10 protein-coding genes and 1 pseudogene are annotated in these 14,801 nt (G+C 53.5%); 10 read left to right on the top strand and 1 reads right to left on the bottom strand.

From position 1 onward, the window contains the following. The first annotated feature begins 22 nt into the window (after nt 1-22). The 6 genes and pseudogenes from efeO (at nt 23) to phoH (ending at nt 6,759) form a co-directional block, all read left to right on the top strand. The gene (gene efeO, locus ACM5QY_RS16995; protein WP_416121904.1) at nt 23-1,162 is read left to right on the top strand and encodes an iron uptake system protein EfeO; all 1,140 of its coding nucleotides are present in this window, start codon (nt 23-25) and stop codon (nt 1,160-1,162) included. 152 nt (nt 1,163-1,314) lie between these two features. Further along, the gene (gene efeB / locus ACM5QY_RS16990) at nt 1,315-2,622 is read left to right on the top strand and encodes an iron uptake transporter deferrochelatase/peroxidase subunit (RefSeq protein ID WP_416121903.1); all 1,308 of its coding nucleotides are present in this window, start codon (nt 1,315-1,317) and stop codon (nt 2,620-2,622) included. 173 nt (nt 2,623-2,795) lie between these two features. Continuing rightward, nucleotides 2,796-3,959 carry an N-acetylmuramoyl-L-alanine amidase gene (locus ACM5QY_RS16985; RefSeq protein WP_416121902.1) on the top strand — a complete coding sequence of 388 codons (1,164 nt, stop codon included), beginning with the start codon at nt 2,796-2,798 and terminating at the stop codon, nt 3,957-3,959. A 73-nt stretch (nt 3,960-4,032) separates the two neighbouring features. Next, nucleotides 4,033-5,287, top strand: a pseudogene (locus ACM5QY_RS16980) (chloride channel protein). Nucleotides 5,288-5,478: 191 nt separating this feature from the next. Continuing rightward, complete coding sequence (locus ACM5QY_RS16975; protein WP_416121901.1) at nt 5,479-5,907, top strand: hypothetical protein; 429 nt, start codon at nt 5,479-5,481, stop codon at nt 5,905-5,907. A gap of 63 nt (nt 5,908-5,970) precedes the next feature. Beyond that, nucleotides 5,971-6,759 (top strand): phosphate starvation-inducible protein PhoH, encoded by a 789-nt coding sequence (gene phoH / locus ACM5QY_RS16970; RefSeq protein WP_416121900.1) that lies wholly within the window; start codon nt 5,971-5,973, stop codon nt 6,757-6,759. Between the two features lie 91 nt (nt 6,760-6,850). Here the strand turns inward: phoH and chaA are convergent, their stop codons facing one another. Further along, nucleotides 6,851-7,951 (bottom strand): sodium-potassium/proton antiporter ChaA, encoded by a 1,101-nt coding sequence (gene chaA / locus ACM5QY_RS16965; RefSeq protein WP_416121899.1) that lies wholly within the window; start codon nt 7,949-7,951, stop codon nt 6,851-6,853. Nucleotides 7,952-8,724: 773 nt separating this feature from the next. Between chaA and ACM5QY_RS16960 the strand changes: the two genes are divergently transcribed. From ACM5QY_RS16960 to ACM5QY_RS16945, 4 genes are all read left to right on the top strand, one after another. Further along, complete coding sequence (locus ACM5QY_RS16960; RefSeq protein WP_416121898.1) at nt 8,725-9,414, top strand: gamma-glutamylcyclotransferase; 690 nt, start codon at nt 8,725-8,727, stop codon at nt 9,412-9,414. A gap of 266 nt (nt 9,415-9,680) precedes the next feature. After that, on the top strand, nt 9,681-11,948 hold the full coding sequence (locus ACM5QY_RS16955) for a TonB-dependent receptor (protein WP_416121897.1): 2,268 nt from the start codon (nt 9,681-9,683) through the stop codon (nt 11,946-11,948). Between the two features lie 221 nt (nt 11,949-12,169). Continuing rightward, on the top strand, nt 12,170-13,738 hold the full coding sequence (locus tag ACM5QY_RS16950; protein ID WP_416121896.1) for an ABC transporter substrate-binding protein: 1,569 nt from the start codon (nt 12,170-12,172) through the stop codon (nt 13,736-13,738). Further along, nucleotides 13,738-14,790 (top strand): ABC transporter permease, encoded by a 1,053-nt coding sequence (locus tag ACM5QY_RS16945; protein ID WP_416121895.1) that lies wholly within the window; start codon nt 13,738-13,740, stop codon nt 14,788-14,790. Before ACM5QY_RS16950 ends, ACM5QY_RS16945 begins: the two co-directional genes overlap by 1 nt. Nucleotides 14,791-14,801: the final 11 nt, after the last annotated feature.

The raw sequence follows: 14,801 nt of genomic DNA, 5'->3' as shown, positions 1-14,801 counted from the left end.
ACAGTTTGTCACGGAGTGGTACATGTCATATTCATCCCCGCTGTTTCGCCGTAAAGCTTTACAGGTCGCGCTGCTGTCACTGCCCGCTTTTGCGCTGAGCGCTAACGTGCTGGCGGCTGATGTCCGTCAGGTCAAAATTGCTGTAAATGACAAACAATGTGAACCGATGGCGCTGACCGTGCCCGCCGGTAAAACCCAGTTTGTTATCCACAACAACAGCCAGAAAAACCTGGAATGGGAAATTCTGAAAGGCGTGATGGTGGTGGAAGAACGTGAAAACGTGGCGCCAGGCTTCACGCAGAAAATGACCGCCAATCTGGAGCCGGGCGAATACGACATGACCTGCGGCTTGCTGAGCAATCCGAAAGGCAAACTGACCGTGACGGCGGAAGGGGTGGCGACGTCCGCGAAACCTGACGCGATGGCGCTGGTTGGCCCGATTGCGGAATACAAAGTGTATGTGACGCAACAGGTTGCCGAACTGGTTTCCCATACCAAAGCGTTCACGGATGCGATTAAGAAGGGCGATCTGGCGAAAGCGCAGGCGCTGTACGCGTCTACCCGCGTTTACTACGAACGTATCGAACCGATTGCCGAGCTGTTCTCTGACCTCGATGGCAGCATCGATGCCCGTGAAGATGACTTCGAGAAGAAAGCTGAAGACCCTAACTTCACCGGTTTCCACCGTCTGGAGAAAATCCTGTTCGCAGACAAAACCACCAAAGGCACCGAACCGTTTGCTGACAAGTTGTATGCCGACACCGTCGATCTGCAAAAACGTATTTCCGAGCTGACTTTCCCGCCAGGCAAAGTGGTGGGCGGCGCGGCAGGCCTTATCGAAGAAGTGGCGTCGAGCAAAATCAGCGGTGAAGAAGACCGTTACAGCCGTACCGACCTGTGGGATTTCCGTGCAAACCTTGATGGCGCGCAGAAAATCGTGAACCTGCTGCGTCCGCTGCTGGAAAAAGCCGACAAACCGCTGCTGAATAAAATCGACGCAAACTTTAAAACCGTTGATACCCTGCTGGATAAATACAAAACCAAAGACGGTTACGAGAACTACGAAAAACTCTCCGACGCCGACCGTAATGCGATGAAAGGGCCGATCACCACGCTGGCAGAAGATCTGGCCAAGCTGCGTGGCGTTTTAGGTCTGGATTAATCTTTGCTCCCTCCCCTGCGAAGGGGAGGGCTGGGGTGGGGTATTAATGGATACACTGTAGTCGCCTGCAATACCCCTCCCAACCTCCCCTTAGCAGGGGGAGGAGCAAGACCCCACCTTTTCGCAGGAGTGTTTACCTTTAAGGCATAGCAATGAGCAATAAAAACGATAATAAGTCCGTGCAACAGGACGCGACTTCTTCTTCACGCCGCCGTTTACTGAAAGGCGTGGGATTGTTAGGCGGGGCATTTGCCCTTGGCGGCGCGGCCGTAGCGCAGGCAGAAAAAGAACCGGGTGCCAAAAAAGAATACACACCAGGCACGGTTTCTCCCGATGAACGCTGGGGCAAGCAGCCTTATTACGGCGAGCATCAGGCGGGGATTTTAACGCCACAGCAGGCATCGATGATGCTGGTGGCGTTTGATGTTCTCGCGACCACCAAAGCCGATCTCGAGCGTCTTTTCCGTCTGCTCGATACCCGCTTTACGTTTCTCACCACCGGCGGCACCGCGCCTTCGGTAGATCCGAAATTCCCGCCAATGGACTCGGGCGTGATGGGGGCGGAAATCTACCCGGATAACCTGACCCTGACGCTTTCGGTGGGCGATTCGCTGTTTGATGAACGCTTTGGATTAGCCGCTCACAAACCACTTAAATTGCAGCGCATGGCGCGTTTCCCGAATGATTCCCTGGATGCCAAACTCTGTCACGGCGATTTGCTGTTGCAAATTTGCGCCAATAACAGCGACACCGTGGTTCATGCGCTGCGTGACATCATCAAGTACACGCCGGATTTACTCAGCGTGCGCTGGCGTCGCGACGGGTTTATTTCTTCCCACGCGGCGCGCAGTCAGGGCAAAGAAACGCCGGTTAACCTGCTGGGCTTCAAGGACGGCACGGCCAATCCGGATGCCAAAGATAAACCGCTGATGGACAAAGCCATTTGGGTGACTGCCGATCAGGGCGAACCGGCCTGGACGACCGGCGGCAGTTATCAGGCCGCGCGTCTGATCCCGTTCCACGTCGAGTTCTGGGACCGCACGCCGCTTCAGGAGCAGCAGACGATTTTCGGCCGCCACAAAGCGACCGGTGCGCCGCTGGGCATGGAAAAAGAGCACGATGTGCCGGATTACAGCAAAGACCCGGAAGGGAAGGTGATCCCGCTGGATGCGCACATTCGTCTGGCGAATCCGCGCACCAAAGAAACCGACGATAACCTGATACTGCGCCGTGGCTACAGCTATTCGCTGGGTGTCACCAATTCCGGGCAACTGGAAATGGGGCTGCTGTTTGTGTGTTATCAGCATGACCTGGAAAAAGGTTTTCTGGCGGTACAAAAACGCCTCAACGGCGAGCCGCTGGAAGAGTATATCCGTCCGGTCGGCGGCGGTTTCTTCTTCACACTGCCGGGCATCAAAGACGAAAATCACTATCTGGGGCAAACCCTGATCGAAGCCTGATCTGATGTCCTCCTCCGTTACGCACGGAGGAGGATCATTACCCTGTCACCTTTTTTACCGTTCGTTACCGAATTCACGCCCTGTTAATACACCTGCTCATCCCTGAAAACGTCAGTAATGTCATGATGATAAACCGTTAGCCGCGTTATCACGATGCCTGCCCTGAGACTGTTATGACCATCAACCATTCCCGCAGAAAACTGCTGATTTTCGGCATCGGCCTGTCGCTGACCGCACCGCGTCTGTTTGCCGCCAATAAGCCCGTCCGCGTTTCAATGACGTCAGATGCGCGTCAGATTACCGTATCCTTGCCCGCCGCCGATAAGCGCAGTCGCGTATTTATGCTCAGTGCGCCGGAACGGGTGGTGATCGACATGCCGGTGGCGTCATTTCCGCCTGAACTGGAACATGCGCTGACGGTGATTCGCCAGAAATTCCCGTGGATAGCCGAAGGGCGCATCGCCCATTTCAGCCCGGATGTGGCGCGCATTGTCTTCACGGTGAAAGGCAAACCGGTGATTACGCGCACGACCGAAAACGGCGTGCTGAAGGTGTCGGTTACCCAAGACAGCAGTGCTGCGCAAACGGCGGTGCAGGCTTTGCCCGTGGTCGCAACCAAAGCGCCACGGGCGGAAAAGCCGCTGCTGGTGATGATTGATCCCGGCCACGGCGGGAAAGACCCCGGCGCGATTGGCAATGAAGGCACGTATGAGAAACATGTGGTGCTGCACATTGCTAAACGGCTGCAAACGTTGCTGGATCAGCAGCACGGCATTCATGCGGTACTGACCCGGCAGGATGACGTGTTTATTCCGCTTTATCACCGCGTCAGCCTGGCGCATGAGCACGAAGCTGACCTGTTCATTTCCATACACGCGGACGGATTTACCAACGATCAGGTGTCCGGCGCATCGGTTTTTGCGCTGTCAGAGCACGGCGCAGGTAACGCGATGTCGCGCTATCTTTCGCAGAGCGAAAACAGCGTGGATGTGCTGTATGACAATGATTTTAAAACCGACGATGAGTACCTGAAGGAAACACTTTTCGATCTCGATCAGCATGAAACCATTCACCGCAGCATGGATTTTGGCCGTCATCTGGCGTCGAATATTATCAAAGTGCACCACATGCACAGCCCGCATCCCGAGCAGGCCGGTTTTGCCGTGCTGAAATCCCCGCGCATTCCGTCGGTGCTGGTGGAAACGTCATTTATCACCAACAAGCAGGAAGAAAAATTGCTCGGCGAACCGGTCTTTCAGGAGAAAATGGCCAGGGCGCTGGCGGACGGCATTAACAGTTATTTCCTCAACGAAAAGAAAAATAATTTGCTGAGCTGACGTGCGGTTTAACTGATGTTTTGTAAGCTGTTTAGAGAATCCCAATATCTGAACAAACTGCGGAGTAGCAGCGTTGAATAATCCCGAAATTTCCAGCCCGTTATGGCGGCTGACGGCAGCGACATTGTGTACCGGCGTGTTAGCCGGTCTTGGCGGCATGATACTGGCGCTGATCCTGCACTACATCCAGCATCTGGCCTTCGGCTACAGCCCGGATTTTATCATCAGCAGCGAAAGCTTTTTGCAGGGCGTCAGCGAGGCCACACGGAGCCGGCGGCTGATTGTGCTGATTATCTGCGGCGCGATTGCCGGTACAGGCTGGTGGGCGCTGTACCGCTGGGGAAAACCGCTGGTGAGCATCGCCGCCGCGGTGAAATCGGATAACCCGCGTATGCCGTTTGTCAGCACGACGATCCACGCCTTGCTGCAAATCATTACGGTGGCGCTCGGTTCACCGCTCGGGCGTGAGGTCGCGCCGCGTGAAATCGGTGCGGTCAGCGCAAACTGGCTGTCGCTGCGTTTTAACCTGACGGTGCGCGAAACGCAGATCATGATTGCCTGCGGCGCAGGCGCGGGGCTGGCGGCGGTGTATAACGTCCCGCTCGGCGGCGCGGTGTTTGTGCTGGAAGTGTTACTCGGCGCATTCCGCTGGCCGCTGTTGCTGCCTGCGATCGCGACATCTTCCATTGCCGCGCTGGTGGCGTGGGCAGGGCTGGGGAACGAATCGCAATATCATCTGATGCAGCTTAACACCACGCCCGCGTTGCTGGTCTGGTCAGCGCTCATGGGGCCGGTGTTTGGCGTCGCGGCTTACGGATTTACGCGTATGACCAACCGGGCGAAAGCGCAGGCTCCGCGAAATGCGCGTCTGATTATTTATAATCTGCTCAATTTTGCGTTTATCGGCATTCTGGCGGGCTGGCTGCCGCAATTACTGGGCAACGGTAAAGGCCCGGCGCAGCTGAGTTTTGATAATCAGATTACCGTGGCGCTGGCCGCCACCGTGCTGATGGGCAAACTGGTCATTACCTGGAGCACATTACGCGCCGGGCGGATTACTGACACCGGGATTATCCAACGGGGCATTGCTGGCCTGTATTCTGGGCGCGCTGTGGAATATTTACTGGCCGGGGACGTCGCTGGGCGCATTTGCCATTATTGGCGCGGCGGCATTTCTGGCGTCATCAATGAAAATGCCCCTGACCGCGATTGTGCTGATCATGGAGTTCACGCGGGTGGATCACGACTTTTTAATTCCGATCCTTTTTGCCGTCAGCGGGTCTGTCGCCTGTTTTACTTTATGCAACAAAATCACGGATAAAAAATAAACAGAGGGAGGATCTGAAAAAGATCCTCATGATCCTATTGACGGCAGTCACAAATTTTTTTACATTTTGGTAACGCAAATGTTTCAGCTGTCATTATACTGAAATTAACTGGCGGTAGTTTTTAAGCTGTACGGTATAAGTTTTCACGAGGTGTCCGGCAAATGCCGTTAATAACACTGCGGGGAGCGCGAATGGTAAAGTCCATGTTTGGGCTGTTGATTGAAAATAACATGCTTCACCCACTGACTCGTTGTTGTCGCGTAAAAGCAAACGAGGGCAAGGCCTCCGACTCTCCACTATTAACCCAAATTTTTTCAGCTTATTCTTACCGATTTTTACTGAAGTTATCATCCACGCTACAACAACCCTGTTCTTTAACTGACTCTTTCATCCCTTTTAAAAAAACTGCGAAACGCAATGGCTTTTATTCTGGCAATTTCACTGTGCGGGTCAGCGGTTTGTCATTATCGACAGGTTTATTTTCAACTGATATGACAATGCCTCCTTGTGAACAGAAAGCAGCCAAAAGATTGTCTCTTAATCGCTTTGGTCTATTTTCCTCTTCACGATATTCAATGGCTGTACTTGGTCTAAAAGGAGACCAAAACCTCATTTGTTAGTGAAACATAACCGTGCGGGCATTATGCCTTAGCGTTAAGTGAATCAAACTGTAAGGTGCCACTATGGGAAGACAGAAAGCAGTGATCAAAGCTCGCCGTGAAGCAAAACGCGTCATTCGTAGCGATTCACGCAGTCACCGCCAGCGCGAGGAAGAATCTGTGACGTCATTAGTACAGATGGGCGGTTTGGAATCGATCGGCATGGCTCGCGACACCCGCGACACTTCCGCTATCGAAGCCCGTACCGAAGCTCAGGGTCATTACTTATCAGCCATAGAGAATAAGCAGTTAATTTTTGCTACCGGTGAAGCTGGCTGCGGCAAAACATTTATCAGCGCTGCGAAAGCGGCAGAGGCATTAATTCACAAAGAAATCGACAGGATTATTGTTACCCGTCCGGTATTGCAAGCCGATGAAGATCTCGGTTTCCTGCCCGGCGATATTTCAGAGAAATTTGCACCTTATTTCCGTCCGGTCTACGACATTTTATTACGTCGTCTGGGGTCTTCATTCCTGCAATATTGTTTGCGACCGGAAATAGGGAAGGTAGAAATTGCGCCATTCGCTTATATGCGCGGGCGTACTTTCGAAAATGCGGTGGTTATTCTGGACGAAGCCCAGAATGTCACGGCCAGTCAGATGAAAATGTTCCTGACGCGTCTCGGTGAAAACGTGACGGTTATAGTTAACGGTGATATTACCCAGTGTGATTTACCACGTGGAGTTGTATCGGGGCTCAGCGATGCACTGTCGCGCTTCCAGGAAGACGAGATGGTCGGCATCATTAAGTTTGGTAAACAGGACTGCGTCCGCTCTGAATTGTGTCAGAGAACGCTGAATGCCTATTCGTAAATAACGTCAATATCGCTAAATGATAAAGGCCGCTCCTGTGAGCGGCCTTTCTTATTATGCTCCTCCGCCTGCGAAGGGGAGGGAGCAGATGTTAAAGCATAATAATCATCATGTACGCACAGAATAGCGCCAGATGCGCCGTGCCGTTAAGCACATTGGTACGCCCCGTCGAGAAGGAAATCTGGCACAAAATCAGCACCGCCAGCATGACCACGATGTTTGCCGGATCCAGCCCGAAAATTAAGTCCTGACCGGTCAGGGTGGCGATCACTGTCACCGCCGGAACGGTCAGGGAAATGGTCGCCAGCACTGAACCGAAGAACAGATTCATTGCGCGCTGTACCTGATTTTTCAGTACCGCTTTTAACGCGCCCAACCCTTCAGGGGACAAAATCAGCAGCGCAACCAGGAAACCGGTGAACTGCGCAGGCGCGTTCAGTTCGGTCAGCAGGCTTTCCAGCGGATTAGCGTTGAATTTGGTGACGGCAATCACCAGTACCAGATGGACCAGCAGCCACAACGTGTGCGTCAGATTACTTTTCGAAGAAGGCTTACCGTGGCCGTCTTCTTCGCCTTCATCTTCGTGTTCATAGATAAACAGGCTCTGGTGCGTTTTGGTCTGAATCAGCAGGAATACGCCATACATGGCGGCTGAAATCACCGCGACAAACAATGCCTGTGGCGTACTGAAGTTGCCACCCGGTAAGGCCGCAGGCAGAACCAGTACGATCACCGCCAGCGGGAAAATCGCCATCAGATACTGTTTGATACCGCCAAGATTGACGTATTGTGTCGCAAATTTACGGCCACCCAGTAACAGGGCGACGCCCACCAGACCGGCGGTGACGATCATAATGATTGAGAATAATGTGTCACGCATCAGCGCGGGCGCGGCGTCACCGGTTGCCATCAGGGCCGAAATCAAACTGACTTCGAGGATGACCACTGAAAGGCTGAGGATCAGAGAACCGTAAGGTTCGCCCAGGCGGTGTGCCAGTACGTCGGCGTGACGCACGACGCTGAATGCGCTGGCAAGAATACCGACCAGCGCGATTAAATTGATGCCAATAACGGAGGCGAAATTACTGCTGTTGCCCCAGAAGATGAGAACAATCAGGGCGGCAATAGGGAAAATCAGGGAGTATTCCTGATGACGGGTTTTGGTTTTAGGATGTTCCTGTGAAGACACCATGATGATTATTTTCCTTATAAACACTCACGAAGTAACAACCGCCTGTCTGTCAGTTGTCAGTAAAATGCATAGCAGCATTAAGATGTAACTTGTTAAGTATAGGAGATAAATTAATCTCTTAACAGAAAATAATTGATGTTAGTCACAAAAGTTTCACTTAATGGGTATTTATCGATAGATAATTTGTATTAACTGTGCTTTATGCTTTACTTAACTTTGATTGTTAAAAAATTAAATGCATTAATAACAGTGAGTTATTTTGTCTTATGTATTTAATGGCAGAAATTAGTCAGTTTATGTAAACGATCGTCATACCCACAACATTACGACGTGAATTTAGGTGTTTTTACTGCCGGAGAGGGCATAAATACAGTTTGTGCCGGCAATGTCTCCAGAGAGTAGCAGTCAGGCGGATTATTGCCCGCAAGATGCGCGCACAATCAATCTGATGAATCACGAACGTGTACGACATGAGACGCATAAAAACGGCCGATCACGATAAATACCCCTCTAAAAGTCAACATTCTTACAATGTTCACAAAATAATCACTTTATTTTCGTTTTGTGATCCCCCGCAACCTTGATTGCAACGACAGAAACGAATAAGGTTTCAATAAGAAGGGATATACGAAACTTCCTAAGAATCTGGCCGGCGGCCTCAGGTTATCACTGGGATCGTCCGATAATACGAATAACTCGCACCCACGACAGCGGAGAACACAGCGTTAACAGCATGGCATGTTCAAAAGTAAGTGGTACAGAAGGGGGAATGAATGTTAACTCGAGATTTCCTGCGTAATGCAGATTGTAAGACAGCATTCGGCAGTATCGACGAATCGATGCTACTGACCCCTGAACAGCGCGCCGCCTCCCTGGGTTGTACTCTGGCGCGTCGCCCTGACAACAGCCCTGTGTGGATTTTCGGCTACGGTTCCCTGATGTGGAACCCGGTTTTTGACTCCGAAGAGGCGCACCCTGCCACTTTGCATGGCTATCACCGTGCATTCTGTTTACGTCTGACATCCGGGCGCGGCACTCATGCCCAGCCGGGGCGTATGCTGGCGCTGCGTGACGGTGGCAGGACCACCGGTCTGGCATTCCGTTTGCCGGAAGAAAAACTGCATGAAGAACTTGAGCTGCTGTGGAAACGCGAAATGGTGACCGGCTGTTACCGCCCGACGTGGTGTGAGCTTGATCTCGACGACGGCCGCAAAGTCACCGCGCTGGTGTTTATCATGGATCCGTCGCATCCGCAGTATGAAGCCGACACCGATTATCAGGTTATCGCGCCGCTGATTGCGCAGGCCAGTGGCCCGCTGGGCACCAACGCGCAATATCTTTTTGCGCTGGAAAAAGAGCTGAATACTTACGGTATGCGCGACGACTGCATGAGCGAACTGGTTAAACAGGTGAGAATGTTGCTGTCTGTTTCACCCGGCTTTGATGTTCCCGGCCTGAGCTGATTTTCCTGAAAATACGTTTTTCCGCTGCGCGGGCTTCCTGCGCGGCGTTTCCTGCTTCCGCCGTCCTTTTTATCTTCCTGAATTCAATCGATTAGCCTTAGTTTCCTGCCGTTATGGTTTACCTTCGATATTAAAAACCCCATTAACATCCTGTTTACTATGATTTTTTAACGAAAAGTCGGTTGCAATTGCAAAACGCCTGCGCATAATTCGGATGGTTTTAATAATTATTCTCATTATCGTTTGAACTTTTCAGGGAATCATCAATGCGCGCTCAACGTGAAATTTTTCACTCGCCTGTTTTCACCCGTAAATTGCTGCCAGTGGTGATCTCTGCCGCACTGGCGGCGATTACGCTGCCCGCCCACGCGGCCACTACTCCATCAACAACTGCATCTTCCACAGCGCCTGCCACCGGCACCGACAATACCGCGGCGTCTAAAACCGGCGATACCATTACGGTAACTGCCGCACCTTCCGAATTCAAATCAGGCGGTGAGACACCGGTTCCGGCATATCTTGACGGGGACGTCGCTAACGGCGGGCGTCTGGGCGTTCTGGGTCAGCAGGACGCCATGAATGTGCCTTTCAATGTCATCAGTTTCACCAACAAACTGATTCAGGATCAGCAAAGCCGCACGCTGGGTGATGTACTCAATAACGACGCCAGCGTACAGACCGGTTACGGCTACGGAAACTACGCGGAAACCTTTAACATCCGCGGGTTTGCGTTAGACGGTGAAGACATTTCCTACGGCGGCCTGTACGGCGTGTTACCGCGCCAGCTGGTGCCGATGGAACTTGCCGAGCGCGTCGAATTACTCAAAGGCTCCAGCGCCTTTCTTAACGGCGTACCGCCGGGCGGAACGGGCGTGGGCGGTAACGTGAACATCGAACCGAAACGCGCCACGGACACGCCAATCAACCGTGTGACCGTCGATTACACCTCATCTTCTCAGGTGGGCGGTGCGGTGGATGTCGGCCGCCGCTTTGGTGATAACAACCAGTGGGGCGTGCGCATCAACGCCGTGAACCGTGAAGGTGAAACGGCTATTGATGATGAACATCGCCGCCTGACGATGGGGTCTGTCGGCCTCGATTATCGCGGCGATCGTTTCCGCTCTTCCTTTGATTTCGGCGTGACTAAACAGACCATACACGGCGGCCGTCCGGTGGTGTATCTGGGTAATGCGACCCAAGTGCCGGATGCGCCTTCTGCGACCAAAAACTACGGGCAGGATTTCGCTTCCAGTAATCTGGAAAATGAATTCGGTATGCTGAAAGCGGAATACGACGTGACTGAAGACTGGACCGTTTACGGCGCTGCCGGCATGAACCATGACCGTGAATACGGCAACTACAGTTCACCGACGCTGATAGATGACAACGGCAATGCCACCATGGGGCGTCTCTCCGTCCCTTACGTGTCTGACAGCGTTGCCACGCAGGCAGGCGTTCGCGGCAAATTTGACACCGGTTTCATCAGCCATAGCGTCAATCTGGGGATGTCGAGCGTGTACCGCAAATACAAAACCGCGTACACCATGTCTGCGTCGTCCATCAAAACCAATATTTATGATCCGGTCGATGCCAGCTCTCCGGCCACCCTGTATACGGGCGGCAGTATGGGCGACCCCGCGCTGCGTAACCGTGTCCAGAATGTTGGCGTGTCGGTTTCCGATACTTTATCTATGCTCGACGACCGCCTGCAACTGATTGCCGGTCTGCGCCGCCAGAACGTTATCGTGAAGGATTACAGCTACACCGGCACCGAAACCGACTCTTTCGAGCAGATGAAAGTCACGCCAGCCTTTGGCCTTGTCGTGAAACCGTGGGAACACGTTTCCTTCTACGCGAATCACATCGAAGCATTGCAGGCTGGTGAAGTGTCAGGCACCACGTACAACGGCAAAGTCGTCACCAACGGCGGTCAGGCTTCCGGCATAGAAACCTCCAAACAGGATGAAGTCGGCGTGAAAACCGACTTTGGCCGTATCGCGGGCACATTGTCTCTTTATCAGATCAAGAAACCGGTCGGGATGTACAGCGCGACGGGCGATACCTACGAATACGGCACGTACGGCGAAGTCCGTAACCGTGGCGTTGAGCTGAATGTGTTTGGCGAACCGGTTCTGGGCGTGCGTCTGAACGGCAGCGTGACCTGGATGAACCCGGAAATGACCCAAACGCAGGACGGCGCTTACAATGGCAAAGACGCTGTGGGCATTCCGCGTTATCAGTGGGTACTGGGCGGCGAGTGGGATATTCCCGGCGGCAGCGGCGTGACGGCGCTCGGCAAAGTGATCCGCTCTGGTTCGCAATATGCTGATGAAGAAAATAGCCTGGAAGTTGACGGCTGGACGCGTCTGGATATCGGCCTGCGCTACGTGATGCCGGTCGGCCAAGACACGCTGACCTGGCGTGCCAATCTCGAAAACGTCACCAACGAGAAATACTGGGCTTCCGCAACAGGCGGTTATCTGACGCAGGGCGACCCGCGTGAATTCAAGCTCTCCGCGACCTACGACTTCTGATTTTAACGCACTCCCTTTCCCTTACACATAAAGGGAGTATTTTTACGCCTTTTGTCCAGTAACATTCCTCGCCAGCCCCCGTTCCGGCGCTTTAATAACCTAACAGATAACGTTATGCAAAATATGCATAACGATAGTATTTATCAGACTTTCTGGTAGCTTGAAGAAACTTTACACTGATGCAACGTTAGCAATTTCGCTACTTTGGAGAGTCTGTCTTGATGAAAGCTTTATTACCGTCCGTCCTGTTTACGGCTATTGCGGCCAGCTTCTCTGTTCAGGCTGCCACGCCGCCGGACACACTGGTTATTGCACAATCTATTGATGACACCTCCAGTTTTGACCCGGCGCAGGGTTTTGAGCTGACGACGATTCAGGCTTTCAACAGCATTTATCAGCGTCTGGTGCAGTCAGACCCGAATAATCCTATCGATTTAAAACCGACGCTGGCGACCTCCTGGGAAGCGGGCAAAGATAACCGCAGCCTGACGTTCACGCTGTCTCCGAAAGCGGTATTCGCCAGCGGTAATCCACTGACCGCGGATGACGTGATTTTCTCGCTGTCGCGCGTAGTAAAACTGAATCTCGAACCGTCGTTCATTCTGACGCAGCTGGGCTGGACCGACAAAAACGTCGATACCTTCCTGACCAAAATTGACGATCATCACGTCAAAGTCAGCTGGACCGCCGACGTCAGCCCGTCATTCGTGCTGAGCCTGTTATCTGCGCCGGTGTCTTCCATCGTTGACAGCAAACTGGTGAAAACCAATGCCGCCGCTGACGATCTGGGCCATCAGTGGCTGAGCAACCATTCCGCCGGTTCCGGCCCGTACCAGATCCGTAACTATATTCCGCATGAAGTGGTGATTCTTTCCGCGAACCCGACCTCACCGGAAGGCGCGCCGAAGCTGAAAACCATTCTGATTAAAAACGTGCCGGATCCGGCTGCACGCCGCCTGCTGATTGAACAGGGCGATGCCGATATTGCGCGCAACCTCGGTTCAGACCAGATGGCTGCGCTCGAAGGCAAGAAGGGCGTGAAGCCGCTGGCGATCCCTTATGCGTCCCTGTATTTCCTGCAATTCAACGCCAAAGCCTCTCCGGCGCTGGGCAATCCGGCCTTCTGGGAAGCGGCGCGTTACCTGTTCGACTACAACCATATTGCGCATGATCTGATGAAAAATCAGTTCCAGGTGCATCAGGCATTCCTGCCGGAAGGCTATCTGGGCGCGGTGAACGACACGCCATACACCTATGATCCGGCCAAAGCCAAAGCGATTCTGGCTAAAGCGGGTCTGACAAATGTGAGCTTCACGCTCTCCACGTCCAACCAGCCGCCGTATCTGGACATCGCGCAGGCCTTGCAGGCCAGCTTTGCGCAGGGCGGCGTGACCGTGAAACTGGATCCGGGTTTAAGCCAGCAGATCTCCACCAAAGTGAAATCACACGATTACGACGCCTACATGTCATCGTGGGGGCCGGATTACTTTGACCCGAATACCAACGCTTCTGCGTTCGCGTTCAACCCGGAAGATGGCAGCAAAACGCTGGCATGGCGTGCCAACTGGTCAATTCCTGCGCTGAACAAACTGACGCTGGTGGCCATTGCGGAACCGGATCAGGCCAAACGCGTGGCGGATTACCGTCAGCTGCAACTTGAAGTGCAGAAAAACTCACCGTTTGTCGTCGGTTTGCAGGCCAAAAGCCTGATTGCCGTGCGTGACAACATTAAAGGATATGTTCAGGGCATCAACCCGGACATGGTCTTCTACAGCAAGGTCACTAAGTAATGACAGACAGTTCAACGCCCGCCGGATTCGTCCGGCAGGGTTGGCGCTGGTCAGGCCGTTTGCTGACCGGCGTGATTTCGCTGGCACTGACGTTGCTCGGTTTGCTGGCGTTCACCTTTACGCTTTCTCATCTTGCCCCGATTGACCCGACGTTGCAGGTGGCTGGCGATCACGCCAGTGAAGCCACCTACGCGCAGGTGCGTCGCGATCTGGGGCTGGATCAGTCCGTTCCCGTGCAGTTCGCTAAATATCTTGGTCACCTCGCGCACGGCGATATGGGGATTTCACGCATCACCGCGCAGCCGGTGGCCAGTGATCTGATGCGTACGTTCCCGGCGACGGTAGAACTGGCAACCTGTTCCATTTTGCTGGGCGGCACGATGGGGATTTTGCTGGCGCTGCTGGCCGTGTGGAAACCCGGAAGCTGGCTGGATAACATCGCCCGGTTTGTCTCGCTGCTCGGCTATTCCGTGCCGATCTTCTGGTTAAGTTTGCTCGGTCTGCTGCTGTTTTATGCCGTGCTGCACTGGGCGGGCGGCCCCGGACGGCTCGACGACCTGTACATGTACACCATGACGCCGCGCACCGGTTTTGTGCTGATTGATACCTGGCTGTCCGGCGACCGTGACATGTTCTACAACGCGATCAGCCATTTATGGTTACCGGTGACGGTGCTGGCGATGCTGTCGATGGCGGGAATTACGCGTCTTTTGCGTGCGTCCATGCTGGGCGAAATGAACAAAGAATACGTGATTCTGGCGCGCTCAAAAGGTGCGGGCAGGGTGCGCGTATTGCTGTGCCACGTCTTCCCGAACGTGCTGGGCACGCTGATTACCGTGCTCACCTTGTCTTACGCCAGCCTGCTGGAAGGGGCGGTACTGACGGAAACGGTGTTTGCCTGGCCGGGCGTCGGACGTTACCTGACCACTGCGCTGTTTGCGGCGGATACCCCGGCCATTCTTGGCGCAACATTGCTGATCGGCACCTGTTTCGTGCTGCTCAATGCGCTGGCTGATGCCCTTACTTATTTGCTCGATCCGCGAACCCGGTAGTTTTAGCTTAT

The organism is Rahnella sp. PCH160, assembly GCF_047784855.1.
Taxonomy (GTDB): Bacteria; Pseudomonadota; Gammaproteobacteria; order Enterobacterales; family Enterobacteriaceae; genus Rahnella.
This window is presented reverse-complemented; position numbering and strand designations above follow the sequence as displayed.

What these genes read in the sequence shown, in the direction of transcription:
- efeO (WP_416121904.1), top strand. Translation starts at nt 23, where the DNA reads ATGTCATATTCATCCCCGCTGTTTCGCCGTAAAGCTTTACAGGTCGCG.
- efeB (WP_416121903.1), top strand. Translation starts at nt 1,315, where the DNA reads ATGAGCAATAAAAACGATAATAAGTCCGTGCAACAGGACGCGACTTCT.
- ACM5QY_RS16985 (WP_416121902.1), top strand. Translation starts at nt 2,796, where the DNA reads ATGACCATCAACCATTCCCGCAGAAAACTGCTGATTTTCGGCATCGGC.
- ACM5QY_RS16975 (WP_416121901.1), top strand. Translation starts at nt 5,479, where the DNA reads ATGGTAAAGTCCATGTTTGGGCTGTTGATTGAAAATAACATGCTTCAC.
- phoH (WP_416121900.1), top strand. Translation starts at nt 5,971, where the DNA reads ATGGGAAGACAGAAAGCAGTGATCAAAGCTCGCCGTGAAGCAAAACGC.
- chaA (WP_416121899.1), bottom strand. Translation starts at nt 7,951, where the DNA reads ATGGTGTCTTCACAGGAACATCCTAAAACCAAAACCCGTCATCAGGAA.
- ACM5QY_RS16960 (WP_416121898.1), top strand. Translation starts at nt 8,725, where the DNA reads ATGTTAACTCGAGATTTCCTGCGTAATGCAGATTGTAAGACAGCATTC.
- ACM5QY_RS16955 (WP_416121897.1), top strand. Translation starts at nt 9,681, where the DNA reads ATGCGCGCTCAACGTGAAATTTTTCACTCGCCTGTTTTCACCCGTAAA.
- ACM5QY_RS16950 (WP_416121896.1), top strand. Translation starts at nt 12,170, where the DNA reads ATGAAAGCTTTATTACCGTCCGTCCTGTTTACGGCTATTGCGGCCAGC.
- ACM5QY_RS16945 (WP_416121895.1), top strand. Translation starts at nt 13,738, where the DNA reads ATGACAGACAGTTCAACGCCCGCCGGATTCGTCCGGCAGGGTTGGCGC.